This window comes from Castellaniella hirudinis (assembly GCF_047468865.1).
In the GTDB taxonomy this organism is placed as follows: Bacteria; Pseudomonadota; Gammaproteobacteria; order Burkholderiales; family Burkholderiaceae_B; genus Castellaniella; species Castellaniella hirudinis_A.
Genome location: NZ_JBLGTV010000011.1, coordinates 83,843 through 109,007, shown reverse-complemented (window position 1 = coordinate 109,007; position 25,165 = coordinate 83,843). Strand labels below are relative to the sequence as shown.

23 protein-coding genes and 3 pseudogenes are annotated in these 25,165 nt (G+C 57.0%); 12 read left to right on the top strand and 14 right to left on the bottom strand.

What is annotated here, in order from left to right:
• The first annotated feature begins 186 nt into the window (after nucleotides 1-186).
• The 3 genes from ACMHYJ_RS13150 to ACMHYJ_RS13140 all read left to right on the top strand — a co-directional run bounded on the left by ACMHYJ_RS13150 (nucleotide 187) and on the right by ACMHYJ_RS13140 (nucleotide 1,602).
• Complete coding sequence (locus ACMHYJ_RS13150) at nucleotides 187-783, top strand: hypothetical protein (protein ID WP_414246627.1); 597 nt, start codon at nucleotides 187-189, stop codon at nucleotides 781-783.
• Between the two features lie 120 nt (nucleotides 784-903).
• Nucleotides 904-1,143, top strand: a complete 240-nt coding sequence (locus tag ACMHYJ_RS13145) for a hypothetical protein (protein ID WP_414246626.1) — start codon at nucleotides 904-906, stop codon at nucleotides 1,141-1,143.
• Nucleotides 1,144-1,164: 21 nt separating this feature from the next.
• On the top strand, nucleotides 1,165-1,602 hold the full coding sequence (locus tag ACMHYJ_RS13140) for a transposase (RefSeq protein WP_414246633.1): 438 nt from the start codon (nucleotides 1,165-1,167) through the stop codon (nucleotides 1,600-1,602).
• 88 nt (nucleotides 1,603-1,690) lie between these two features.
• Here ACMHYJ_RS13140 and ACMHYJ_RS13135 read toward each other — a convergent pair.
• A pseudogene (locus ACMHYJ_RS13135) lies at nucleotides 1,691-2,451 on the bottom strand (transposase); the annotation flags it as partial.
• A 227-nt stretch (nucleotides 2,452-2,678) separates the two neighbouring features.
• Here ACMHYJ_RS13135 and ACMHYJ_RS13130 point away from each other — a divergent pair.
• Complete coding sequence (locus ACMHYJ_RS13130) at nucleotides 2,679-4,280, top strand: Alw26I/Eco31I/Esp3I family type II restriction endonuclease (RefSeq protein WP_414246625.1); 1,602 nt, start codon at nucleotides 2,679-2,681, stop codon at nucleotides 4,278-4,280.
• On the opposite strand, the gene ACMHYJ_RS13125 is transcribed toward ACMHYJ_RS13130, so the two are convergent.
• The 7 genes and pseudogenes from ACMHYJ_RS13125 to ACMHYJ_RS13095 all read right to left on the bottom strand — a co-directional run.
• On the bottom strand, nucleotides 4,281-7,454 hold the full coding sequence (locus ACMHYJ_RS13125) for an Alw26I/Eco31I/Esp3I family type II restriction adenine-specific DNA-methyltransferase (protein ID WP_414246624.1): 3,174 nt from the start codon (nucleotides 7,452-7,454) through the stop codon (nucleotides 4,281-4,283).
• Entirely contained in the window at nucleotides 7,451-7,675 is a 225-nt protein-coding gene (locus ACMHYJ_RS13120) for a hypothetical protein (protein WP_414246623.1), read from the bottom strand. The genes ACMHYJ_RS13125 and ACMHYJ_RS13120 overlap by 4 nt, the downstream gene beginning before the upstream one ends.
• 115 nt (nucleotides 7,676-7,790) lie before the next feature.
• Nucleotides 7,791-8,730 (bottom strand): annotated as a pseudogene (locus tag ACMHYJ_RS13115) (IS630 family transposase).
• Nucleotides 8,731-9,091: 361 nt separating this feature from the next.
• Nucleotides 9,092-9,970, bottom strand: coding sequence for a plasmid partitioning protein RepB C-terminal domain-containing protein (locus tag ACMHYJ_RS13110; protein WP_414246622.1), 879 nt, complete (start codon nucleotides 9,968-9,970; stop codon nucleotides 9,092-9,094).
• Nucleotides 9,967-10,878, bottom strand: coding sequence for a ParB/RepB/Spo0J family partition protein (locus ACMHYJ_RS13105; RefSeq protein WP_414246621.1), 912 nt, complete (start codon nucleotides 10,876-10,878; stop codon nucleotides 9,967-9,969). The genes ACMHYJ_RS13110 and ACMHYJ_RS13105 overlap by 4 nt, the downstream gene beginning before the upstream one ends.
• Nucleotides 10,875-12,443 carry a recombinase family protein gene (locus ACMHYJ_RS13100; RefSeq protein WP_414246620.1) on the bottom strand — a complete coding sequence of 523 codons (1,569 nt, stop codon included), beginning with the start codon at nucleotides 12,441-12,443 and terminating at the stop codon, nucleotides 10,875-10,877. Before ACMHYJ_RS13100 ends, ACMHYJ_RS13105 begins: the two co-directional genes overlap by 4 nt.
• A gap of 829 nt (nucleotides 12,444-13,272) precedes the next feature.
• A pseudogene (locus ACMHYJ_RS13095) lies at nucleotides 13,273-13,616 on the bottom strand (DDE-type integrase/transposase/recombinase); the annotation flags it as partial.
• A gap of 125 nt (nucleotides 13,617-13,741) precedes the next feature.
• Here ACMHYJ_RS13095 and ACMHYJ_RS13090 point away from each other — a divergent pair.
• Nucleotides 13,742-14,062: a cupin domain-containing protein gene (locus ACMHYJ_RS13090; protein WP_414246619.1), complete on the top strand. Its 321-nt coding sequence runs from the start codon at nucleotides 13,742-13,744 to the stop codon at nucleotides 14,060-14,062.
• Between the two features lie 136 nt (nucleotides 14,063-14,198).
• Here ACMHYJ_RS13090 and ACMHYJ_RS13085 read toward each other — a convergent pair whose 3' ends face one another.
• The 3 genes from ACMHYJ_RS13085 to ACMHYJ_RS13075 form a co-directional block, all read right to left on the bottom strand.
• Nucleotides 14,199-15,236, bottom strand: coding sequence for a linear amide C-N hydrolase (locus ACMHYJ_RS13085; RefSeq protein ID WP_414246618.1), 1,038 nt, complete (start codon nucleotides 15,234-15,236; stop codon nucleotides 14,199-14,201).
• Between the two features lie 401 nt (nucleotides 15,237-15,637).
• On the bottom strand, nucleotides 15,638-16,117 hold the full coding sequence (locus ACMHYJ_RS13080) for an NfeD family protein (protein WP_414246617.1): 480 nt from the start codon (nucleotides 16,115-16,117) through the stop codon (nucleotides 15,638-15,640).
• A gap of 79 nt (nucleotides 16,118-16,196) precedes the next feature.
• A complete protein-coding gene (locus tag ACMHYJ_RS13075) occupies nucleotides 16,197-17,111 on the bottom strand; it encodes an SPFH domain-containing protein (RefSeq protein ID WP_414246616.1) in 915 nt (304 codons plus the stop codon).
• A 372-nt stretch (nucleotides 17,112-17,483) separates the two neighbouring features.
• Between ACMHYJ_RS13075 and arfB the strand changes: the two genes are divergently transcribed.
• Nucleotides 17,484-17,894: an alternative ribosome rescue aminoacyl-tRNA hydrolase ArfB gene (gene arfB / locus ACMHYJ_RS13070; protein WP_414246615.1), complete on the top strand. Its 411-nt coding sequence runs from the start codon at nucleotides 17,484-17,486 to the stop codon at nucleotides 17,892-17,894.
• Nucleotides 17,895-17,944: 50 nt separating this feature from the next.
• On the opposite strand, the gene ACMHYJ_RS13065 is transcribed toward arfB, so the two are convergent.
• Nucleotides 17,945-18,607 (bottom strand): DUF1294 domain-containing protein, encoded by a 663-nt coding sequence (locus tag ACMHYJ_RS13065; protein ID WP_414246614.1) that lies wholly within the window; start codon nucleotides 18,605-18,607, stop codon nucleotides 17,945-17,947.
• Between the two features lie 150 nt (nucleotides 18,608-18,757).
• Here ACMHYJ_RS13065 and ypfH point away from each other — a divergent pair, with 150 nt between their 5' ends.
• The 3 genes from ypfH (at nucleotide 18,758) to ACMHYJ_RS13050 (ending at nucleotide 21,093) form a co-directional block, all read left to right on the top strand.
• Complete coding sequence (gene ypfH / locus ACMHYJ_RS13060; RefSeq protein ID WP_414246613.1) at nucleotides 18,758-19,537, top strand: esterase; 780 nt, start codon at nucleotides 18,758-18,760, stop codon at nucleotides 19,535-19,537.
• A 194-nt stretch (nucleotides 19,538-19,731) separates the two neighbouring features.
• A complete protein-coding gene (locus ACMHYJ_RS13055) occupies nucleotides 19,732-20,265 on the top strand; it encodes a DUF4136 domain-containing protein (protein WP_414246612.1) in 534 nt (177 codons plus the stop codon).
• A gap of 90 nt (nucleotides 20,266-20,355) precedes the next feature.
• The gene (locus ACMHYJ_RS13050; protein ID WP_414246611.1) at nucleotides 20,356-21,093 is read left to right on the top strand and encodes a uracil-DNA glycosylase family protein; all 738 of its coding nucleotides are present in this window, start codon (nucleotides 20,356-20,358) and stop codon (nucleotides 21,091-21,093) included.
• A gap of 95 nt (nucleotides 21,094-21,188) precedes the next feature.
• On the opposite strand, the gene ACMHYJ_RS13045 is transcribed toward ACMHYJ_RS13050, so the two are convergent.
• Nucleotides 21,189-21,974, bottom strand: coding sequence for a class I SAM-dependent methyltransferase (locus ACMHYJ_RS13045; RefSeq protein WP_414246610.1), 786 nt, complete (start codon nucleotides 21,972-21,974; stop codon nucleotides 21,189-21,191).
• On the bottom strand, nucleotides 21,937-23,073 hold the full coding sequence (gene queG, locus ACMHYJ_RS13040; RefSeq protein ID WP_414246609.1) for a tRNA epoxyqueuosine(34) reductase QueG: 1,137 nt from the start codon (nucleotides 23,071-23,073) through the stop codon (nucleotides 21,937-21,939). Before queG ends, ACMHYJ_RS13045 begins: the two co-directional genes overlap by 38 nt.
• Before the next feature lie 219 nt (nucleotides 23,074-23,292).
• On the opposite strand from queG, the gene ACMHYJ_RS13035 reads away from it, so the two are divergent.
• The 3 genes from ACMHYJ_RS13035 to ACMHYJ_RS13025 all read left to right on the top strand — a co-directional run bounded on the left by ACMHYJ_RS13035 (nucleotide 23,293) and on the right by ACMHYJ_RS13025 (nucleotide 25,164).
• Complete coding sequence (locus ACMHYJ_RS13035) at nucleotides 23,293-23,904, top strand: ABC transporter ATP-binding protein (protein ID WP_414246608.1); 612 nt, start codon at nucleotides 23,293-23,295, stop codon at nucleotides 23,902-23,904.
• Between the two features lie 188 nt (nucleotides 23,905-24,092).
• Nucleotides 24,093-24,941, top strand: coding sequence for a formyltetrahydrofolate deformylase (gene purU / locus ACMHYJ_RS13030; RefSeq protein ID WP_414246607.1), 849 nt, complete (start codon nucleotides 24,093-24,095; stop codon nucleotides 24,939-24,941).
• Between the two features lie 25 nt (nucleotides 24,942-24,966).
• On the top strand, nucleotides 24,967-25,164 hold the full coding sequence (locus tag ACMHYJ_RS13025; RefSeq protein WP_414246606.1) for a hypothetical protein: 198 nt from the start codon (nucleotides 24,967-24,969) through the stop codon (nucleotides 25,162-25,164).
• Nucleotide 25,165 lies beyond the last annotated feature (1 nt).

The following is a 25,165-nucleotide window of genomic DNA, read 5'->3' as shown; positions in this document are numbered from 1 at the left end:
CTGGGAGTTATGGATATCGGATATAGCTAGAATGCTCAGTGTTCATGCGGGTTGCTGGGATTATGCAGGGCCGACTACTTCAGAAAAAGAGGGGCTTTAGATTCGTTTAAAGAAAAGATCAAAGGACGCCTAGTAAATTTTTGGAGTACCAAAGACGATCTGCATGCAAAAGTTGCAGTTTCTCTGATGAAAGCGATTTCGACTAACCCGCGGGTTGGCTGGGTTAGATCTGATGAGGCTATTGGGCCAGATGTGTTTAAAGAGCTTACACGCCTAAGTACTGAAAATGCGGTTTTTAGGAATGAGTTAGAAGCATTACGAAAGAAGGAGCAGAGGTTTATAGACATCCGAAACAAAGATAAAGAAACGATCGAGACACTGATGAAGAATAAAGTTGATGCCTATGTTGCGATGGAAGGTGATAAAGAGTGGTCGGAGCCTATTGAAGGAACATTATTAGGACTATTTGAAGCCATGGCTCCGAGCCTATTAATTGAAAATACCTTTGAGGGAAGTGGCAGCGATATAGCGCTCCATTACAAAGGCACAGGTTACCGGACACGTTATCCAATACCCATAAACATGGTTAGCCACTGGCTAGCTGACTTGTCTGCGCTAGATCTTGTAGAGCCGTCTAAAAAGAAACACCCTGTTAGCGATGACAAAGAATATTGGAGCCTATCTAACGAGGGAAGATCTTTTCTAAAAAATCTCCGAAAAATACAGTTACGAAAAGGGCTTATAGGAAAAGAGAAACCTGAGAACGAACCTGGCAACGAATAGGTAGTTGGCCCTGAATAATCCCCACCCCCTGCATGAATACTGAGTATTCGGACCGTATCCGATACCCATAACTCCCAGTTTGTTGTTCAATGGAGGCTGTTTCCTGGGAGTTTTGACTTCATGCTCTCTTGCCCCACCACCGACGATCTTTTCCGTGCCCGCATTGACCAGATGATTGACCTGCGACATCCATTGGCCGTGCTGGCCTCGCGCATGCCATGGCAGGAGATCGAAGCGGGGGTGGCGCACCGGTTTGTACGCAAGGCCCACGAGAACGTGGCCATGCCCGACTTGGACCTGTTTGGCGAGAAGCCCCCCTCGGTCACAATAGATGTCCGATCCTCTGAAAACAGAAGTTGAGGGAGCGATCGGAATGAATTCATGTCCACCTACAGCCAGGAACTCAAGGAACAGGTCGTCAAGAAGATGATGCCGCCGCACAACCAGAGCGTCGCCCATCTGAGCCGTGAAACAGGAATCTCAGGGCCGACCTTGTATGCTTGGAAGAAGCAGTTCCAGACCCGAGGATTTGTTGTGCCTGCCAAACCTTCCGCTCCAGATCGCTGGGATGCCCGCGCCAAGTTGGCTGCGGTGATCCAGACAGCGCCCATGAATGAAGCCGAGCGCTCGGCATACTGTCGGAGCACGGTCTGTATCCCGAGCAGCTCGACGCCTGGAAGACCGCCTTTGAGGCCATGGACGCGACCGGCGCACCTGCGGACAAGGAGCAACTGGCCGCAGAGCGTAAGAGAAGCCGCAAGCTGGAAAAGGAGTTGCTGCGCAAAGAACGCGCACTGGCAGAGGCAGCAGCATTGCTGACTCTGTCAAAAAAAACCCAGGCCATCTGGGGCAACGGCGAGGACGACTGGTCCCCGAGCCGATGAAACAGATAACCGATCGCGCTGGCCTTGCGGTCAATCTCGCGTGCCAGCCGCCCGACAATCGTGCGCTGGCGCTTGATCGTCCGGCGCATGCGTGTGAACTGGCGCGCATGGGCATAGCGCCCGGCCTGACGGCTCAGTTGTCCGCCTTCCTTGGCGAAGGTCTGCTTGAGCGAGATGCCTGCCGCCTTGGCCGCGTCCACCAGCTTGATGCGTGCTGTCTCCAGCAGTCGGCTGTCTGTCGGATGCGCAATCGCCTTCTCCTGCACTGTGCTGTCCACGATCACCCGGTTCAGTGCCTGGGGCTTGATCAGCTTGAGCTCGACTGCGGCCTTGATCGTCTGCGCCAGCAGCTCTTCCACGCCGTCCTCGCCCAGTAGCTTGCGGAACTTCACCAAGGTGGTGGCGTCGCAGGGCTGACGATCCTCGCAGTAGCGCTGCCCGGAGAAAACTGCCAACGCGGTGTGTCAGCCCAGCGCTGCACCACGCCCTCGTCGGACTCATTGAAAGCGTGCTTCAGGTACAGCAGTGAAATCATCACCCGAAGCGGCACACGCGGGCGACCGGCTTTGCTGGCCGGCGCCTTGCGCTGGGGCTTCTCTCCGAACAAGTCCAGATCAGGCATGGCTTTGCCTTCGTGCGCCCTACGCACGAATCGGTGAGCCACGCCGGCTTCGATCTCCTGCCACGGCATGCGCGAGGCCAGCACGGCCAACGGATGGCGCAGGTCGATTATCTGATCAATGCGGGCGCGAAAGAAATCGTCGGTGGCGGGGCAGGTGAACATAAAGGAATAACTCCCAGAAAACAGACTCCATTGGACAACAAACTGGGAGTTATGGGTATCGGACATAGCCCGAATGCTCAGTGTTCATGCGGGTTGCTGGGATTACGCAGGGCCGACTAACAACCGGCCCTGATCCTGAACGCCTTATCCGTCATTAATGCCAAGTTGGCAGCCGTCAGTGGGTCGTGATATCTTCTTCACCTTTGCTTGTCAAGCTAGGAGGAAGCGTGGCAGATCGCAAATATGGCCGAGGCAAATTCGAGACTGACCCAAATTACATTGCCTATATGGAGATGATTGTTTCGCATCCAAATTACGCGGGCATGCCCAACGCAAGATCACCGAATGGCAGGATAAACTGGCAAGTTAGCTCGGGGAAAACAACATCATTTTACAAGTACTACCTGCAGCGACGAGCGTGGTGGGTGGCAAAAGCTGACGCGCTTAAATTGCCTGGGCATGATGATGAAAACGGTCGATTTACAGTAGCTGCGCGCATAATTCACCCAACTGGATACCGAACATGCAGACTATGCGGAGAAGATTTCAATGTAGGCTACTTTTATCTAAACGACTCTTTCTCAAAGAAACTAAAGAAAGATTTTCCGCAACTAGATGTAGCAAAAGAGCAGCCCATCGATGACGTCATTGAACAGATGAATCAGCTTAAAGGGAAAACCGTCACGGAAAAGTACTTCCAATCCAACTTTCCTGAGAGGGTGAAATTCCTTACTCAGTTTGGAGTATCCAAGGAGGCGTTCGAACATAGTCGCCATGTGCGATCATACAAACTATCGCCAGGATTTATGGGAAACCCGCCAGATCGACTCGATGGTTTCCATGACTATCACGGAAGCTGCAGAAAAAAGAATGACCCAGGTCGATCCGACGACAATATGCGGAGTTACAACCATGATCGCCGAAGCTTTGAATGGTGGGCAGAAGGGAACTGGGCGTTAGCTGATGCACTTTACAATAAAGCGGGCCCAGGAAAATGCTCCATACCAGGGTGTGAAAAGATTTTGGAGAAAGTAAGTCCAGATCACGTAGGTCCGCTAGCTTGTGGATTTAAGCAGCTGCCACTTTTCTCTCCAACCTGCCAGTATCACAACTCAGCAAAAAATAGAAGATTTAGCCTTAGTGATGTTCAAATTCTCCTTGGTTACGAACGAGTCACCGGGGAACCCGTTGCATCTTGGCAAGTAAGCGCACATTGGGATAAGTATAAAAACATTGTCTCAGACGATAACCAAACAAAAGCATTTAGCAACTCCTTGCGCTCACTGCAGGATATGTACCTGAGGACTCTTTCGGCCTTATTCAATAGTGGAAACTCTCGATTTCTTGCAACAATCTTAAAACCAGAATACGCCTTAAAGGATTTTTTATTCGAAAATCTTGACCCCGGAGCTCTCACCTTTAATAGATTTTCTGCATCTAAGAAAATAACAGATTTAAGAAAAAGATTGGCTGCACGCACTGTACGTATAGCTTTCGAAGCTCTGGCCGAGTACGCGTCCAAGCCAATTGAGCGAAGAAAAATGGTTCGCTCTGATTTTCAAGACAATCAAGATCTTATTGCACCAGCCGTCCAAAAAATAACGACGCTATGTACTGCAGAGGACCACACCTGGAATGAAGTGCTGCACTCGTCACTTTCTCCAACGCAGAAAGAGCAGAAGATTGCATCTCTGTTCCTGCTTCACAAAGTGCCACACCACCCAGAAGATGAGAATTGCCGTGCAATTCTCCAGGGTGTATTCGATCAAATTGGAGAAGCGGCCGAAATTGATTTCGACCGCTATGAATTGCAATTTGATGAAATCTAATTAAAACGCGACTCCACTTACGAGCCACTCATAAAGCTTCCCTGATTTCATCTCAGGGAGGCTCAATCCACCCAGGGCATCAGAAACTGTGAAAGGGGCGGGTAAGCCAGCATCACATAGACTTGCCCCGTGCCTATTTTCTCTCCGACCAGCACAACGCTCATAGATCGGTTCCGGCGGTGATAAATCAACCGCATCTTCGGTAGTCGCCACAATGAACACCCTACGACGCATTTGCGGGGCACCATACTGCTCAGAACAAAGCTTCCATACAGGGGAATTTACGCGATATCCAAGATCCCGCAGCGTGAAGCATATGTCTCGAAGAACTTGACCCTTGTTGAAAGTTGCCAATCCTTCGACATTTTCAAGTATAAAAATACGAGGACGAAGGCACTCAGCGAAATGTAGATAAATCGACGCCAAGTCATTTCTCTTGTCATCACTCAGGCGAAATCCGGCATGCGAGAAGCCTTGGCATGGCGGCCCCCCAACCAGGAGATCAAGTTGCCTGCCTTTAAGCGATGCCTCAATTCGCATCACGACATTTTCAAATTCACGCCTCTCTTGCAAATCGCGCTTAAACACGGCCGTCTGGTTTTCTTGAAAAACACCTGGCTCAAGGATACATGGGCGGTTAAAACAGTACGTATCGAGCGCTTCACGATTATTATCAACCGCAGCGATAACTTCCCATCCTGCACTTTCCAATCCCAGGCTTAACCCACCAGCCCCACAAAAAACATCGACGCAAGTCTTGCTCTTGGCGTACCGAATGAATTTCCTACCAATTGCAGCTGACAGCAGCGGAGGCACAGCGTTCCCAATCTGGTCTCGCACCGCGCCATCACTGCCCAGAAACACATAGCTGTCCGGAAAACTTTGAAGCCGAGCTGCTTCACGACTCGTAAGAGTTCTATCGAGAACGGGATGAATATGCGTCCCATTTCCTGGTCTATTGAAATACGTATTTATGGTGTAGGCTGGTTGGTCTCGTCGGAGCCTTCCATAATAGGTTGTCCTGACAACACCTCGCTTTGCGCTCATCTCACGAATTTGTTTTATCCTCTCCGAGGGGACACTTTCTGGAATGCTTTGCCAATTACCACCCTCGGGAACATAAGAAATAATCAGGCGATCCAATTCAGAAAGAGTTGGTGTGCCGTGATTAAAGTAAGCCTCTCCGATTTCTAGCGAAGGAACTTTGACACTTCGCTGTAAATGTCGAGCAAAATTAATAACGCGAGATTCATCGCATCCTCCAATTTCTCCAATGATTTTCTGAAGTTCGTCATCAACAGAGAGTCCAAAAGATAGACCAACGACGGCTTCCAGCAAGTCCGTCATCCAGTCAGGCAAATTCGCCCCTCTGCTACTTTGTGCCGTGCTTTCAATTTGATATGCGAGAGCGGCTATCAGTCCTTCCCACCTGCTTTCTGATGGGAGAGGGAAATTATCGATCTCATAATTTCCAACATGGTTGTTGCTGTTTTCAATGCGAAAATACCAATCAAACACTGCGCTATTGAGAAGACCTAGCAAGAGATAAGTTCTATGCTTTCTCTCATTATCATCTGCACCTAAAACAGTGATGTAGTTGCATGAATTTCCAACAGCATGTAAAGCAGAAACCCTACAAAACATCAGCCTGCGAGGTTGCTGCGCATAAGAGCACTGACGGCCGACGATTCGATCGCTTTCATAATGCTTGCGCTTCGGTTTAGATTTAATGAAATCTTCAAACTGTGTTGTCAACAAAAAAGAGGGCTTTTGACTTGATGACGAATGCTTGCAGAAAAACCTATCAACGTGCTCGCCACGCACGAGAGGGACAGTAGTTTTCCGCTCGGAAAATAGAGCCTTTTGTGCTGTTTGATCAATTTCTCCACGTGCATTTATAATCCACTCCGCATTGCCAAATTTCTTAAGCACTGAAAGTCTCTCAAATGTCGCAAGGAGATGCCCAGACACACGCGGAATCGCCAAATCCACTCTAGATATTTCAATCAACTTATCATACTCCATTCCTCCGCCTTCTTCATGCACAGCAGCAGACCCGATTATTCGAAAGGCTTGCTTTTCCTTTGCATTTAGGTGGGTTATAGACGTCGCCTGATTGACGGTCGCAAATTTCCCGCTCTCTTCCTTGAAGAGTTGGATTTTGTTTATGAGTCGATTTTCAATAACGAACCTGCGTAGTCTCTCACCTTCTCTACCGGACATCCAAGAGTCCGGCGATATTATCGAAACTTCCGCACCCTTTAGTACTGCTTCTGCGCAGGATCGAAAAAATATTCTGGAGTACTCTAGTATTCCACGCTCACCAAGCATTTCTGCGTATTGGTTTCTGATTAATTCCGCGTCGGCTTTAACACTAAAATTAAGCTCCGCAATCGAAGATTTTTTATCCTTCTTTTTTTCTGTTAGAGCCGTTTCGGCGTTGGTGGCGCGATCTTTTGTAATTCGCAGTCTCCCGTACGGCGGGTTTACTATGATGTCCGATGATGAAAACAGATCACTCTTCAGGCTGTCCAAGATAAATGCTAAACCGTTTCCTTTGCGCACGACTATTTCGCCATCATATCCAGTTAGCTGGGCAATTCGATCAAGTAGAGATTTTGCCCAACCAGCAATATCCGAATCAAGCTCAACGCCAACAAGTTTTCTATAATTATTTGTTTTACTGAACATAAGGGCCGCAGCCAACAAAACACCACTACCTAAGCATGGATCAATGAGGGTGTCTTTATGCTCGTCTTTTGACAGGCTAGATATCATTTTCTTAGCGATATCCGGCGGCGTGAAAAAAACCCCATAGTGTTTGGCTACAGATAAATTTTTCAAAGAACCATGCGGTCGCGCTGGATCAAAAATTTGAGTGAATGTCTGCTCTACTACCTTCCCGCCAAGAAAAGCGATAATAAATGGATCTTTTTCATGGAGAACATAATCTCGAAGCGCAATATCGGTTACCAATTTATTAAATTGAATCGCCGACACCCCACTCAAAAGTGGTAGTTTGTCTTCATAAAGACTGAAGTGCGAATGTCCCTTTTCTGCGACTGCGTCATTTTGAATGGATCCGGCCAAATCTCCTGCCACCTGGAGACGAATTTTTTGCGCGCGCTTTTCTAGCCTCGATATATCGGCTGTACCGTCAGTTTTCTGAATCATTGAGAACGATTTTTCTTGACATCCTGAATGGGAAGTTGATCTTCAGTTTCTCGCTCTGGAAGATCTAATTGCAACTGTGAAGAGTGTTCTAGATATGAGGTTGCCCCCCTTAAGAACCACTCTTTCAATGACAAACCTTCTTTGACAAGCGCAGAGTACAGATCTTTTTTTAGATCTGGGTCGATCTCAACGACTATCCTACCGCTACTTCCGATGCTCATAGGGAAAACTCATCATAATGTAATGTGATGAATGTTATATTACATGAAAATGGAAACCAAGCCAGATGTGTTACCTTGTGCTGATGCAATCTCTGGTAGCTAGAGCATTTTCGATTTATTTACTTACATATCCGCATGAAACAAAGTAATTGGCGCATTCTGCGGGCGTAAACAACTCCAGCACCCTGCCGATTTCGTTCCACAGATCGTCCACGGTTCGTTTGGCGGCTTTGCGTAATAGGGCCTTGAGTTTGGAGAACATCTTCTCGATCGGGTTGAGGTCCGGCGAATACGGCGGCAGGTAACGCAGCGAGGCACCGGCTGCTTCGATGGCCGCTCTGACGCCTTGAACCTTATGAGAAGACAGGTTGTCGGCCACGACGATATCACCCGGTTGCAGCGTGGGGCACAGACAGGTCTGGATATAGGCCAGAAACGCAGCGCCGTTCATCGGCCCGTCCAGCACCAGCGGAGCGGTGATGGCATCGCAACGCAGGCCGGCAATGAAGGTGGTGCTCTTCCAATGACCGTGAGGCGCCGAGGCGATGCAGCGCTGGCCGCGTGGCGAACGCCCTCTTGGGCGGGTCATATTGGTGGCGGTGGCCGTTTCGTCGAGAAAAACCAGGCGCCGACAATCCCAGCGTGGCTACTCATCCCTCCATGCAGTCCGGGCCCGATGCACGTCGGCGCGAGACTGCTCGCTGGCGTGCAGGGTTTTTTTTAAAGCTCAAACCCCATTTGTTCAACTGATGCCACAACGCCGGCACTTTGATCTGAATGCCTTCTACCGCCAGGCGTTCGCTCAGTTCCATGAGCGTCAGATCTGGCGTTGCCTCAATCCACTGACGAATCTGATCTTCCTTATGCGCAATGCGCGAGCGCCGATAGCCTCCCATCGGCAGACTATGGCGCTGACCGTCTTCTTGCCATCGCTTGCGCACCTGGTACACCCACAAGCGGCTGACCTCATAGCGCCGGGCAATCGCCGTCGGACCTTCACCGCGCTCCAGCGCGCCCAGCACCCGATCTCGAAGATCTTGCGAATAGGCATGCATGACTATCCCCTGTCGTGACCACAGGGGATAGTCTATATTATGTATATAATTAAATCAAAAATGCTCTAGCATGTGCGAGGCACTCGGAGCATCGCCTTCCTCCTACGAACGTTGAGGGGAATGTTATGACTCGTTACTCAGAACGCGACACAAGCAAGACCTACCAGGCGGCTGATACTTTCCGAGCCAACCGCCACCCACGCAACGGTTCGCCTTGGCGGTTATCTCTCCGGAGAACACGCCCCCCCGCCGGGGGGCCTCGCGACGTGGCGTGGGATGCGTCGGCTCAGTGACTTCAAACTGGACGTCACGCTGACACAGGAGTGACTAATCGCAAGGTGCGGCGAGCGCTACCCTGTACTTACTTTTCCAGCATCACCAACCGCACGATGCTGTCGAACTCACTCAGCATATCAGGGTGCTTCTTCGTCAGGTGGCGCAACACTGCCTCATTGGCCATGAGCTTGGCCAGATACCCCTTGGCCAGTACCAGGTTGAGGACATCCTGCCCATAGTTCTGCTCCGCGAGCTTGAACTGCTCCTGCAGGTTTCCCATCTCCTGCTCCATCTTGGCCATCTGCTCAGCACCGACGCCCGCCACTTTCCTGGGCTTAGATTCACTTACCAGCATGTTCCCTGTGGTCGCAGCCAACAGCGCCTGCGCATACGCGACTGTAATGTTGTTCGCACTGACCATCAGTTCAACACACTCAACCTGTCGGGTGGGCTTCATCTTGCGAAGAACCGTACCCAGGCTTGCTGAAAAAGTCTGGTCACGCAGCAGGTCGGCCGCCTCGGGGCAGATGCCATCAAGCAGATTGAGCTTCTTGATCACATGACTGATATCGACATCCAGGGCGTTGGCGAGCCGCTCGGGGGTGACGCCACGCTCCACCGCACGACGGATCATGACGTGCTCCTGGATGCTCGAGAGCCGATTCAGGCGATTATTGTAGGTGTAGCTCTCATCATCGAGGGCGACCAAGCAGGGGACCTGCTGAAATTCCAGTTCTTTAAGGGCAACCAAGCGAGCATGCCCATCTAGCAAGATGTATTGGCCGGACCGATCAGGTTTGCCTACCGACAAGGGCTCAATCACACCAACTGCCTTGATGGAAGATAAGATCTGCTTGTACTTGCGCGATGAGATAAGGCCCTCCGGCGTCTTGCGCGACGGCAGAATGACTGCCAAAGGCAATTGGAGCGGTTCGGGGATAAATCCCAGTAGTGGTTTACTCATCCCGCAATCCCCTTTGACCAAACGCGCTCTGCCAGATACTGCGGCATCGTATCCAGGTGTTCAGCACGCAATAGATTGACAAAATTTTCATCGGCCATGATCTGCCGAAGCGCGCCGACGATGAACAGCAAGTTACGCTGGGCAGCTTCCGCCTTGCGAATCAGCTGCTTCTGGCGCTCGACCTCTCGTTGATAATTGCGGACTAAACTCGTCGAGGTAACGCCCTCGGGGGCCTTACGCGAGGCCGTGCGCCCGCCCATGGCTTTGCCTTGCACACGGCGGCGCTCCACCACCCGACGCGCCTGAATGAGCTGGGTGCCCCGCAACTTGCCCGACTCGTACGCATCCTGCATTGCTGCCTGAATTGCCTTGTTATCAGGCCCTGCCGCTGAAATGGCCATTGCAGCATTCAATGGAATGCGGCCGCTGCCCACCGCCATGAGCAGCCGCTCCTCACCATCCTTGAGCAAATGCAGGATGCCGTAAACGTACTCAGGACTGAGGCCCGTTTTCTGGGCGATGGCCTTCTTGTCGTAACCCTGGTCTTGCAGCTGCTTGATGCCGACCATCAATTCCAGGGGGCTGAACTTGCGCCGTGCGATGTTTTCCGTGAGGCTCATGATGAAAGCTGACTCATCATCGACATCCACCACCATCGCAGGAATCTCGCTGTGCCCAAGCGATCTGAAGGCTTTGAGACGCCCTTCCCCACAGATCAGGAGGTAGCGCTCGCCATCATCGTCGTGGCGAGGAGTGACGACAACAGGCTTCTTCAAGCCAATGCACTGGATGTTGGAGATGATCTGCTCAAACATTCGACTATTGCGCTCACGAGGATTTAACACCTCGATCAGACCCAAGGGGATCATCTGCAGTCGCGACGAGGGATCCTCGCTGCCTTTCATCATGCCACCCTCCTGATCTTGAAGCGCCTGGCCATCCCGTAGAGATAGTCCAGGCTGTCAAACCGATAGCACTCGAACTGCGCCGCGTTGCGATCTGCCAAGTGGATGCCCGCCTGGCCAAAATCAAACCGAGGCAACAGATAGTAGTCGAGCGCCGCCTGATTGCTCTCATCCAAGCGCACCGCGACCGTAATATCGGGCGCGAGGCTGGTGTCGAACCGAACTTTCCAGCGTCGACGCCCAGTATCCAGAACCTTGCAGCGAGCCAGCACCAGCGAGGCGGTGAATTCGCCATTCACGGTGAGCAGATCCGTCGTGGGATCCCGTTCGATCACACCACCCACCTCCGCGATCATTTGCTCCGTCTGGCCGACTACCTGCGGATGCAGGCGGCGCAGGAACTGATTGATCTCAAGGTACTGGTAATCTCGACCAGGGGTAAAGCCAACAGTCTGATAAGCGCGGATCAGGCCCCCAAAACGATGAGCATAGGCCGCTGCCGAAGGCATCCCTTCTGTCTCGTCAATGATCAGGCCTGACAGATAACCATGGCGCTGCAGCAGGCCTCGTAGCTTTTCGATCAACTCCTCGTCGGTGAAGCGCTGCGCCCGCCCGCGCAGGATGCCCTGTGCGGTGTAGAACATATCTGGCGGCACAATCCCTTCAAATGCCCCATCCTTGCGGATCCACATCTCGGGGCTATTGACGACTCGGCGCTGCTTGAGTTTGAAAGATCGTCGGTTATAGACGTTATTGCCGATATATTTTTCGTTGGACAAGACCTGCCGCACGGTGCCTCGCGTCCATTCACGGCCAAGGTCGGTGACGACACCTTGGGTATTGAGCCTGGCGGCGATCTCAGACTCCAGCAGACTATCGTTGACGAACCAGCGATAGACTTGATTGACAACCGTCACCTCAGCATCTGGCCCAGGCTGCAGAATGACCCGGTCTGTCTGCAAACTCTTGTGCTCACCACGTGCGAGATCGCCCTTCACCGCACCTGATTGATCGATCAACACACGCCGCAGTCCGTACCCCGCTGGCCCTCCCTGCCGGAACCCCTGTTCAATCAGACGGCACTGACCTGCAAACACTTTGACCGAGAGCTCCCGGCTGTACTCCCCGGCCATCACCCGTTTGACGCCCTTGACGATAGTGGACACAGGCGAGCCATCGTTCTCGAATTGCTCAGCACAATATGCAACCTGGATGCCTGCGCGACGGCAGATGTATTCGTAATAGGCGCTCTCGTCCGCATCCTGAAATCGGCCCCAGCGGCTCACGTCATAGACCAGGATGATCTGAAAGTCTGCAGCGCCCGACTCCACATCCTCGATCAGCTGCTGCAATGCCTGGCGACCATCGATGCGCAGACCACTCCTACCCTCGTCAGCATAGGTTTTGACGATATTAATGTGTCGGTGCTGCGCGTACTCCCGGATTTTATCGGCCTGGTTTTGAGTTGAATACTGCTGATGGTCGGTCGACATGCGTACATACTGCGCAGCGCACAGACTGGGTTCTATCTCCGACGGGATCGAAGACGCTTCATTGAATGATGGCATACAGTAGTTGTCGCCTACGACACACACTCGCCCCGAGCCGGCAGGCAGGCAGCTGCCAGATGTTGTAGCCGCCTCATAGGAAATGCCGCCGTGAAGAGCATCCGAAATATTGTTACCAAGTGACGTTACAAGTGGATGGAACCGGTGTCGATCAAGTCCTCTCTTTACACGTCCATCTTGCTCCATCGCCTGACTCGAACCGGCGTAATTTGCACAAGCCAGAAACCATTGCGACTACTGCGAGCCCAACGGCAAGGCTTGATACAGTACAAGCCTGCAGGTAAACGGCACACGTCCATCTTGGCCCACTCCAGTACCACACCGCTGCTTTGCCGTGGAGACACATTAACGGTTTCATGCTTTTCTGGAATCAAGCGCTGCCGACGATTACGCCAATAATCAGAATTACGCTGCGCCCAGGCCTTCTGAGCAGCACGCTGGTTTTCCTGATAATCTGTGTCGGACTCCAGCTTGGTTCGCTGCCAGATACGCCTACGCATGCGCTGGCACTCGGGGGATGAGCAGTACATCTGCCGAGGTGTTTGTGACCGAGGAGTGAATGGCTGGCCGCAGCTTACGCAGTTTTTTAGCATGATCGCACCCAAATTCACAAAGACAGGTCTATTTGGCCCAATGAGAACCCCTGAGGTCAAGTGCTTTCATTGGTATCCACATTGCTGCTGCACGGATACGGATAGTGCATCTCTGGGCAGAAAAATTCTTTGAAACTCATACCGACGATACGCTTGACCAGCATGAAGATCTTGCCAAAGCCAAAAAAACACACTCGTATGACCTTGTAATGGAACAAACTAATGCCTGAACTCGAAATCACTTCCGTTTTGTACAAACCGTTGATTGTCTCAGCCAAGGCGTTGTCGTAGGCGCTGCCTGTGCTACCGACTGACAGGTTGATTCCAGCTTCACTGAGCCGGTCAGAATAGCGCATGGACACGTACTGCCCTGTGACTCCCGGTCGGAGTGATTGACGAGCCCGTCGGATTCGGTCGGCCTGCGGTCGTAGACGGCCTGTTCTAATGCATCCAGGACAAAGTCCGTTGTCATGCTGCTGGAGGCTCTCCAACCGACGATTCGCTTGGCATAGGCGTCAATGACGAAGGCCACATACAACCATCCTTGCCAGGTAGGCACATAGGTGCAATCCGCCATCCATCACTTTTCAAAAGGCCCAACATCCATGCTGGTTTACGCCCCTTTTGTGATCGTGCCCCGGCACCAAGCCCCATCTCCTTGGCTCGACCCCATAAACGAGGGATGAGCATTCATCAATACCCGACATGCTCAAAAACCTCTTTACCGACCTCCCCACTGACCTCATTGAAGAAGCCTTTGATGATCTGCTGAACGTGCCCGGCCTGCGCATCGAGCGCATTGTGTCCCATGGGCAGGCAAGCCCGCCCGGCTTCTGGTACGAACAGGGTGAAGATGAATGGGTCATCATTCTGCAGGGCTGCGCCACGCTCCAGGTGGAGGGCCGCGATACCCTTGTCACGCTGGGACGGGGCGACCACTACTGGTTCCCTGCGGGCCTGCGGCATCGTGTCGATTCGACGTCACAGGATAGCCCGACGATCTGGTTGGCCATCCATCGCCGATAAGTCGGGCACCTGCTTGGCGACGCCAAGATGCGCCACCGGGGGTCGGTGAAGAATACAACAGCTGAAGCGGTTGTTTACGCTGACCAAGCTGCGGAAGGTTGATTCGGGCTCTGCCTATCGGATTGTTCAAAAACTTTCATTCGGTTTCCATGAAGTCAAACGGCTTTGAAGGAGCGAACTGGCTCGACGCCTCGCCAACAAGGACACGGGCCATGTCCACCCCGAGGTCAAGTTTGCGGACAGGCGCCCCCTCAGAAAAGTCGAGCTTGTTTAAATCCACCCAGAAAACGTTGGGGGACGTCGCCGATTCGCCATAAAAAACCAGGCTTTTCTGATCCGCCAACACACGCCAGCGGGTGGTAGAAAGGTTAGGCGCCCCGGGAATACTCACGCCATAGGGCGCCGAAGCGTTGCGGATAACGCTGAACACCGCGGCGGCGGCAATCCGGGGGTCGTCGCTTTGTGACACCGCGTTGATATAGAAGCCAGCGCGAACAAAACGGTCTTCAGAGCGGCTACTGCCGGGAAGGAATTTGAGGGAGTCGACCGCTTTCCAGTAATTCTGCGTGGCAAGCTGGGCGTCATAGGGCGGGTCGTTCGTCACCACCTGATAGGCGCGGTCATGATGGATGTTCAGCTTTCCGTCGATCCATTCGAGGACGGCGCTGTCGCCGGTCGGGTCGGAGAGCGTCAGATGCAGCGGCGCCAGACTGCCCGGGCGGCCGGGCACCTCGCCGCTCACCACATCGACGGGATGGTTGCGCGTGTAATCGACTGCTTCTGAAACCGTTGCGAACTGATCGAGGTAGAACTGCGCCCAGATCGCAAGCGACAGACGGGGTGTCGTTCCATCATCCTGCGGAAACGCTGTGGCGTTGAGCCATAGCAGGCTGGCATTGAGGCCGGCTTCGTTCATGCCGTCGACCGTCGAGATGTCGTAGCCGGAGACCGCCAGGCTGCCAAACTTTGATGTCCATCCGATCGAACGCGAACCGGCTGATCCGTTGCGCGTCATCCCGCGAGGAAAGACCCAGAAATTGCTGACCATCGGATCTTTGAAGTCCATGTTGCGGCCCGTAAGGGTTCGCCCCTCGGGGCCATGATAGACGACCCGCGTGCAAGCCTGGGCCTCGGCGGCCAGCAGCGCCGCGACGGCGGTCACGATGGTGAGCATGCGCGTGAATCGAGTCATATCAACACTTTATCCAGAAGAAGGCCGCAAGAAGCAGCCGCTAATCAAAACATGGCCGACACGGGGTCAGGCTTCGGCCCATGCACGCCCGCCGACGCCAGACAGTGTACCTGTCCATTCGCGGCAACCCTCGTCGCCGAAGACGCGGGCACGGTCATCGGCAAATTCACAGGCGACGCGCCTGAACGCCCGCAGCGCGGCCAATGATTTGAACCGTGGCGACAAGAATTTGCACCATGGCGACAAGAGGCCCCGACTCAATCTGGCGGCGCGGGTTGGCGGGGAACCTCTTGATTGATGCCAAATCCGAAAATCAGTCAACAAAATCAACCGGCCACCAACAGAATCAATCGGCCCCCTCAGAATCAACCACCCCCTCAGAATCAGTTGGCCCCATCAACAATGAACCGGCCGGCCTGGTAGGCGCGAATCGTCACAGACTGCCCGGCTTTTATGGGATGATCCGACAGGGCGTTATAGCTTGTGTCTTCCAGCTTGATGCGCCCCAGGAACTGTGGCTTTTCGCCACCATTTCCGACGTCGGAAAAGTCTTGTGCCGCTAAAACACGGCGGCCAATGTACGACAACAGGCCCGCATTGACGGTAGGCGGCGTTGTCTTGAGGGCGCGCTTTTGCAGATATATGCCGACCAAGATCCAGGCCGCCATGCTGGCGATGAAAATTGCGATCTGCGCAACCAGCGCAAAGTCAGGGTACAGGGCCACGAAGACGCCAGCGGTGAGCAACCCGCCGCCGACCCAGAACAGATAGACGCCAGGGGCCAGCAGCTCCAGGGCCATGACCACCACGCCACCGACCAGCCAGACCCACTGGTTGCCGAAAACTGCGTCCAGAAATTCCATTGTTGATCCGATTCCTGTGAAGGGCAAGCATTGGCCGGGGCGGCAGATGGCCCCCCTCGGCCGCGAAGGAAGCGCCGACTTATTTGTTGCCGGATACTTTGAGCATTTCCGCCACGCCGGCTATCGCGCCGGTGATGCCCCCCGCTTCCAAAGGCATGAGCACGAGTTTGCTGTTTGGCGCAGAACCAATTGATTCCAGCGCCGACACATATTTCTGGCCCAGGAAATAGTTGATCGCCTGTTGGTTTCCCTTTGCCAGCGCCTCGGAAACCACCTCAGTGGCTTTCGCTTCAGCCTGGGCCTCGCGCTCTCGGGCTTCCGCATTCAGGATGGCGGCCTCCTTTTCCCCCTCGGCCCGAAGAATGGCCGCGGCCTTTTCGCCGTCGGCTTGCAAGATTGCCGCCTCTTTACTGCCCTCAGCCTCTGTGACCAGGGCACGACGCTTGCGCTCGGCCGTCATCTGCAGGTTCATGGCCTCTTGCAGAACAGGATCCATGCTCAGGTCGCGGATCTCGATACGCGTAATCTTCACGCCCCATGGCGCAGTCGCATCATCAACCGCTGTCAGCAACTTGGCATTGATGGCTTCACGATTACTGAGCATGTCATCGAGTTCCATCGAACCCAAAACGGAACGCAGATTTGTCGTTGCGAGATTAACGATGGCAATCGTCAGGTTGTCGATCTGATACGCTGCCTTGTCAGCTTCGTCGATCCGATAGAACACTACGCCGTCCGCGGTCACGGCCACGTTATCTTTCGAGATCACGCTCTGAGAAGGCACGTCCAGCACGGATTCCATGATGACCAGTTTCTTGCCGATGGCATCGATGTACGGAATGATCAGGCCCAGGCCAGGATCCAGCGTCCTGGTGTAGCGGCCAAACCGTTCGACCGTCCATTTTTGCCCCTGGGGAACCACCTTGATGCCAGCGAAAATCGTGACGATAGCCGCCACCGCCAGAACGACAATAAAAACCAAAAAGCTGCTCATGGATGACTCCGTGTTTGAAAAAGCGTGTTTTATTCAAGGCCCGCATACCGCTATGATCGAAGTTATACACCGAGAACCCGGCTGGCATTGGTGTTGAAGCTGGCATTGGCGTTGAAATCAGCGCGTCAATCCGATCATCAGAATCTTCAACCATAAAATCGGTCTCCTGGGCGTTTGCCCGCGCCATCACCCCCACCATGATTTCGCCCCATGTGACGTCACAACGAGTGGGCGCAGTATCCGGTATGCTCACCAAGACTTCTTTACCGGCCTCCTTGCCGACCTCATTGAAGCAGCCTTTCACCGTCGCCAACACGCTTCCCCACGCACTGCGTGAGCCGCCGTGTCAACGACCCGGCACGAACCAAAAATATGACGAGACACTCATACACGATCCAGGCGGACGACGTCGAATTCACCGCCATCCGCGCTCAAGGCGCAGGAGGCCAGAACGTCAACAAGGTTTCCAGCGCCGTCCATCTGCGCTTTGACGTCCATGCGTCTGCGTTGCCCGAGCCCATCCGCGAACGGCTGCTGAACCTGCACGACCATCGCATCACAGCGGCGGGCATTATCGTCATCAAAGCGCAATCCAGTCGCAGCCAAGCCCAAAACCGGCAACATGCACTGGCGCGCCTGCAGGAGATGATCGACCGTGCCTGCGACATCCCGACGAAACGACGGCCCACCCAGCCCACGCCAGGCTCCAGGCGGCGCCGACGGCAGGAAAAAACCGGGCGCAGCACCCTCAAGCAACTGCGTGCGAAAATCACAACGGACTGATTGTGCTGACGCACACGGCGCGGCAGCAGGGCCAATCATTTGAGCCACGATTAAGCTATCCCGGCCCAAGAACAGAGCCAAACAGCGTCCTGCGACTGGCATATCGTCGCCACCAGCACGTTCAGAACCTTGCTCCCCTGGGGCGTCAGCCACCAGCCGAAAAAACTGCAATTGAACACGACGGTGACCCAAAAAACCCTTTGAAAGGAAGCCTTGGATGATTTATGCCGAAGCAGCCTCTGAGCGACCAGAGCGCCGGGCCAGCCACCGACCAGAGCGAAGAAGTGCAACGTGCTTTCTTGAGTACGCCATTGATTTCTTACGGCAGCGGATTTGTCGATGGCATAGGCAAGAAAGGTAACGACACTCGCACCGATATATAGCGAAAGAACCACGCTGGGGATCCAGCCGGCAACGACAACAGCCGCAACAAGGATCAAGAAGCAAACAGCGAACAACACAGGGAGATTGCCGCGACCCCGGGTCGTGGGCGTCTTGGCCGGGTCGCCGACAACCGCAACCATTCTCGCCTGGGGGCGGCCATCGCCACCCGCACCCAGTTCGTAGGTCACGGTTTCATTCTCCGCCGGCCGACGCATCCGGCTGAGAAATGAGTTGATATGCACAAACACCTGCTCGCCACCGTCGCTGGGCGTGATGAAGCCAAAGCCCCGATCATCCTTCCATGTGGTAATTCGACCTTGATGGCGCATAGCATCCCAAAGCAAATATTTCTGTCGCAGGACGCCGATACGGGCCCCTCCGTTGATACGGTTTCTCGCCGTCCCGCCAGCGGCAGCCAAACCAGTCGCTTTCGGCCTGCAATACAGCATAACCCGCCGGTCAGGTCGGCCGGTGATACTATGAATCCTACCCGCACCCTGGAGCCTTCCGTGCCCAATCCACCCGATGCAAGGCCCGACCCGCTGATCATCCTGCCAGCCGGCGGCCCGCCGGCTCAGTTGTTCATCCTGCTGCATGGCGAATCCGCCGAACCCGGCCAGTTGATGGCCCTGGCGGCAGCCATCCGTTCGGCCTTTCCGCAGGCGGTGATCATCCAGCCCTATGGGCCTTTCGGCGACGGCGGCGCACGCCGCTGGATTGCCGAGGCGGCCCCGGATGCGGACGCTTATGTGGGCTTGATCTCGGCCGCCGCCACGGCAGTGGCCGCCGACATCGCCGCCTGGCAGGGCCAGCACGGCCTGGACGGCGAACGGACGGCGCTGGTCGGTTTTTCGGAAGGCGCCGCCGTGGCACTGGACGCCGTGTGTTCGACACCGGGCCTGGCGGGCCGGGCGATTCTGTTCTCCACACGCTTTGCCACCCTGCCCGGCGATGCGCCGCGGACGGCGACACTGCATTTGCTGCACGGCGCGGAGGATCGCATCGCGCCGGTGGATCAGGCGCGCCAAGTCCATGCCCACCTGGCGGCACTGCAGGGCGACACGACCCTGGACATCGCCTCGGGCGTTGGCCACGACCTGCACGCCGCCCTGATCCACCAGGCCATTGTCCGGCTGCAAACCTGCGTGCCCCTGCGCCTCTGGGAAAACGCGCAGGGTGCGCCCAGCCTGCGCATCGACGAGTACAGCGCGGACGATCCCCACCCCCACCCCGGCCCCGGCCCGGAAACGCTGCACTGACCCGCCACCGACGCCCGCCAAGCGTCCTCATGCAACGACCCAAAGCCTGTCCCGCCCCCTCTCGTCAAGCGGCTGACCGGCCTGCTGATGTGGCTGCCAGCGCGGGTCTTCCCGGCGCTCTCCCTGAAGATGCGCCTTGTGACGACAATGGAAATGTGTCACATTCTCATGATCACAACCTGGAGTGAGATCAAATGATCAAGCACGTCGCTGCCGCCCTGTCTCTTGCCCTGCTGACGGCGTGCGCCGGCCCCGTCATCGACACCGACGCCGACCCGGCCGTCCAGTTCAGCCAGTACCATACCTATGTCTGGCAACAAACCCCGACGGACGCGCCGCCGCTGGTGAAGCAGCGCATCGTCCACGCGATCGACGCGGCCTTGCAGGCCAAAGGCTGGCAGCGCCAGGACGCCGGCCGCGAAGCGGATATCGGCCTCGCGGCGCACGTGGCGACGGAACAGCGGCAAACACTGGATACGTTCTACAGCGACCCGGGCTGGAATGCCTGGGGATGGCACGGCGGATGGGGCATGGCCAGAACCACGGTGAACACTTACGACGTCGGCACGCTGGTCGTCGATATGTTCGACCTGAAAAGCCAACGCGCCGTCTGGCGCGGCACGGTCAGCGGCGCCCTGCCCGGTTCTTCTGAAAAACTCAACCAGGGGCTGCAGGAAGGCATCGCCAAGCTATTCGACGCTTTTCCGCCCGATAGCCCGGCGAAATAACGGCGGGCGCCCCCAGAAACAGCGCCGCGCACGCAACACATGAAGCCGCTGCGGCCACGCGCCGCGCGCAGGCTTCGCCAAGGCAGAACCATGACAGCAAGACCCGACCCCGCCGCCCCGCTCGATCTGGACAACGCCAGCACGGCCATCGCCCGCGTGCTCGCGGGCAGCCTGCGGGTGCTGGCGTTTCCCAGCGCCAGCCACGTCTACAATCCGCTGACCTATATGTGGTCGGCCCACCGCATCTATCTGCAGCGGCACGGCGGCCAGGCAGGCCGGATCTTGCTGGTCGGCATGAACCCCGGCCCCTGGGGCATGACCCAGACCGGCGTGCCCTTTGGCGCGGTGTCCAGGGCACGCGACTGGCTGCGGATCGAACAGCCCCTGGGCGGCCCGCTGCCGGATCAGCACGAGAAATACCCGATCACCGGCTTTGCCTGCCCCCGCAGCGAAGGCAGCGGGGATCGTTTCTGGGGCTGGGCACAGCGGCGCTTCGGCAGTCCCAACCGTTTTTTCCAGGACATTTTTGTCTGGAACTACTGTCCCCTGCTGTTCTTGCGCCACAACCGCAATCTGGTTCCCGAGCAGTTGCACAAGGCCGAACGCGAACCGCTATTCGGCATCTGCGACGCCGCACTGAGCGCCGTGATCCACGCGCTCAGGCCACGGGTGGTGGTCGGCATCGGGCGCTTCGCCCATGGCCGCGCGCAGGCCATCGTCGGCGACACCGTGCCGACGGCTTACCTGCTGCACCCCAGCCCGGCCAACCCCACGGCCAACCGGGGCTGGGCCGATATGGCGGATCAGACCCTGGCCCCTTGGCTGTAAGCCTTTTGACGGCAAGACCGCCCGCACGCCCATGCCGCCGCCAGGAGACCGCCCCGCCCCTGGCCGGCCTCGGGCGATGCGCCGTCAGGCGGCGCTCACAAGACGCCCCAACGCATGCTGACGGGCCAGCAGACTTCCCGGCGGCGCGCCGCATCCCCCCAAAGCGCCGTCAGATCGGCGGCAAAACCCTGCAGGATTTCGTCGCGCCCGGCTTCGCGCAGATTGCGCACGGCGGACCAGGTCGAAATATAGCCCAGCAGATCCGCCAGACCCCACACCTTGCGAATCGCCAGGGCGGGCGCGGGGTGTTCCTCGAACGGAAAGGGCAGATCCGCATAGCCGGTCGTGATCGCGCTGCGTTCGGGCGGCCAGTACGGGCCGATTTCATCCCAATAGAAACGGCTGAAGCGGGCTTCCAGGTCTTCGCCCAGCCACGGCACGCCGTAGCTGATCAGCGCCAGAACCGCGCGCGGCATGGCGATGCGGCGCGCTTCCTCGTAGAAGCGCGGCAAATCGAACCAATGCGCCGCCTGCGCCGCGGTGATCAACTGGACGGTATGATCCGCAACCGGCAGTTCTTCCGCCGGGGCGCAGACGTATGTCACCGAGGGGTGCGCCGGGGCGCTGGCGATCTGGCTGGCGCTGGGATCGACGCCCAGCACCGCATCGAAATGCCGCGCCAATTGGATGGTCAACTGGCCATTGCCGCAGCCGACATCGACGGCCCGCGCCGTGCCCGCCGACACAGAGGCAAGAAACCGCGCCAGTTCGGGCGGATATTCCGGGCGAAAGCGCGCATACGCCTGCCCCCCCTGATCGAACCAGTTTCGGGGGCGGTCTGTCTCATCCGGCATCGCTGTCCCCTCGTCCAGGGTTTGCATCCATTATCGTTTCCGCGCCGCCCTGCGCCAATGCCCAGGCCACGTGTTCGCGCACCAGCGCGCTGTCGTGATCGGCGCGGCGGCGCAGGGCGGCGCGGATTTTCCAGGCCTGCGGCGCATCCGCGGCGCGCAGCGCATTGCCCAGGGCCACGGCAATATTGCGCAGCCAGCGTTCATGGTTGATGCGCCGGATCGGGCCGCCCTCTGTGCGCTTCAGAAAGGTTTCCTCGTCCCAGGCAAAGAGATCGACCAGTTGCTGGCCGACCAGGGGCGAGCGCTCGTCGAAATCGGGGATGTCGGCGGCCTCGGCGTATTTGTTCCAGGGACAGATCGTCTGGCAGTCGTCGCAGCCATAGATGTGATTGCCCATCAAGGGCCGCAGGTCTTCCGGGATGGGGCCGTGGTTTTCGATGGTCAGGTACGAGATGCAGCGGCGCGCATCCACCACGCCGGGGGCCACGATGGCCCCCGTGGGACAGACGTCGATGCAGGCGGCACAGGTGCCGCAATGGGCGCTGACGGGCTCGGTGGGCGTCAAGGGAAAATCCACAAAGATTTCGCCCAGGAAAAACATGGATCCGGCGTCACGCGACAACACCAGGGAATGCTTGCCGCGCCACCCCTGGCCGCTGCGGCTGGCCAATTCTTTTTCCAGCACGGGGGCGGAATCCGAGAACACCCGATAGCCAAAGGGCCCCGCCAGGGTTTCGATGCGGTCGCACAGCCGGCGCAGGCGCTGGCGCACGACCTTGTGATAATCGCGCCCCCGGGCATACAGGGACACCACGCCCTCATCGGGATTCAGCAGGCGGGCGCGCTCCCGCGCCGGCCAGCCGGGGGCGGTGCCGCGCGGCAAATACGGCATGCGGGCCGTGATCACGCTGACCGTCCCGGGAACCAGTTCGGCGGGGCGCGCGCGCATCAGGCCATGGCGTTCCATATAGTGCAGGTCACCGTGGAAACCCTGGGCCAGCCATTGCAGCAACTGGGGTTCCGCCGAGGACAAATCCACCCCGGAAACCCCGATATGTGAAAACCCCAGTTCTTGAGCCCAGGCCCGGATTTGCGCCAGCCATTGACTGCGGTTGTGATCATCCATGTTGAAAATCCAAAAGGGCGGCCGGACGTGCGCCGACGTCGCCGTGCCAGGCGACCGAACCCGAATTCCAAGCGCCCAAGCCGGCCGGGGCGCGGCAGCCAGGCCGCCGCCACGCGCCGGGCGCACCGATGCGGCGCGCTTTCCATCATACAATGCCCCCTATCGGCAGGCGGCCGCCCCGCCGTTCCATCGCTTTCTCCGCCCCTCGATTCCATCCACATGCTGCGCTTTGAAAATCTTGGCAAACGCTACGGCGACCACCTGGTCTTCGACGGCCTGACCGCCGCTTTTTCCGCGGGATGCATCGCCTTGTGCGAAGCGGACAGCACCGGAAAATCCAGCCTGCTGCGCATCGTCGCCGGGGCGATGGCGCCGGACGCGGGCGAAGTCTGGATCGACGGACACTCGCTGGCCCAGGCCCCCCGCCTGGCGCGGGCCCGGCTGGCCTACGTCCCGGAGGATTGCCTGGCCGACCCCGCGCAAACCGGGCGCGGCCTGCTGGCGCAAGTCGCCCTGGGAAAAAACACCCGCGTGGATGATTCAGCGCTGGATCTGGCCGACCGGCTGGGGCTCGGCCCCCACTTGGACAAACCCTTCGAACAGATGTCCACCGGCACGCGCCGCAAGGTGTTCTTGGCGGCGGCGGCCATCGGCCACCCGGCCGTCGTGGTGGCCGATGGCCCCGGCGACGGCCTGGACACCCAGGCGCGCCGGGCGCTGGCGGCACAATTCTCCACCTGGGCCAAAGACCGGGTGATCCTGTTCGCCAGCCACGATGCCGAGCTGGTACAGGCCTGCGCCACCGCCCGCTTCAACCTGGGCCAGCCGTAAGCCGATCCCGCCGCCCCAGGGCGCGGCGCGGCCGCAACGGGAAAAGACGGCACCCAGGCCAAATGCCGGCTAATCCACACGGGACGCCCGCCAAAACAGCCCGACAGCCGGGCCGCTGTTGTACAGTGGCGACTGACCCACCATAAACCGTCATTATCGGCATACCCCGCCGGGCGACTTGCGCTTATATGCATGACTACATACTGATTCTTTCCTGCCAAGACCGCATGGGCATCGTCCACGCGTTCAGCGCCTGGCTGCTGCAGCACCACGGCAATATCGTCCATGCCCAGCAGTTTGGCGACCCCGACAGCCAGCAGTTTTTCCTGCGGGTGCATTTCTCCCTGCCCGCACATCGGGCGGACACCGAATTGGCGGCCGATTTCCAGACCGTGGCCGAGCGCTTCGAGATGCAGTTTCATATCCACGACGCCCGCCGCAAGGCCCGGCTGCTGATCCTGGTCAGCCGCCAGGGACATTGCCTGAACGACCTGCTGTTTCGGACGGGCGACAAACAGATGCCGGCCGAGGTGGTGGGCGTGGCATCCAACCATCCGGATCTCGAACCCATGGTCGCGGCCCATGGGCTGCCCTTTCACCACCTGCCCGTATCGGCCGATACGCGTGCCCGGCAAGAGCAGCAGATCCTGGCGCTGATCCAGCAAAACCGCATCGACCTGGTGGTGCTGGCGCGTTACATGCAAATCCTGTCCACCGACCTGTGCCGGGCGCTGGAAGGCCGCGCGATCAATATCCATCATAGTTTCCTGCCCAGTTTCAAGGGGGCCCGCCCCTATCACCAGGCCCATGCGCGAGGCGTCAAACTGATCGGCGCCACGGCCCATTACGTCACCCAGGATCTGGATGAAGGCCCGATCATCGAGCAGGACATCGAGCGCGTGGATCACGCCATGGGCCCGCAAGACCTCGCCCGGATCGGCAGCGACATCGAGTCGGTGGTGCTGTCGCGCGCCGTGCGCTGGCATGTGCAGCACCGCATCCTGCTGAACGGCAAGCGCACGGTGGTGTTCCGCTGACGCGTCATCACAGGCAGGCCCCGGCATGAATCCTTCAGACAACCGCCTCGACCGCCCCCGGATTGCCTGCCAGCAATGCGCGCATTTCTACATCACCTACGACCCGAATTTTCCCTACGGCTGCCAGGCGATGGGATTCAAGAGCCACCGTCTGCCCGAATACGAAGTCTGGGCGGCCACAGGCCACGCCTGCCTGAGCTTCACCCCTAAAAAGCCTCGGTAAT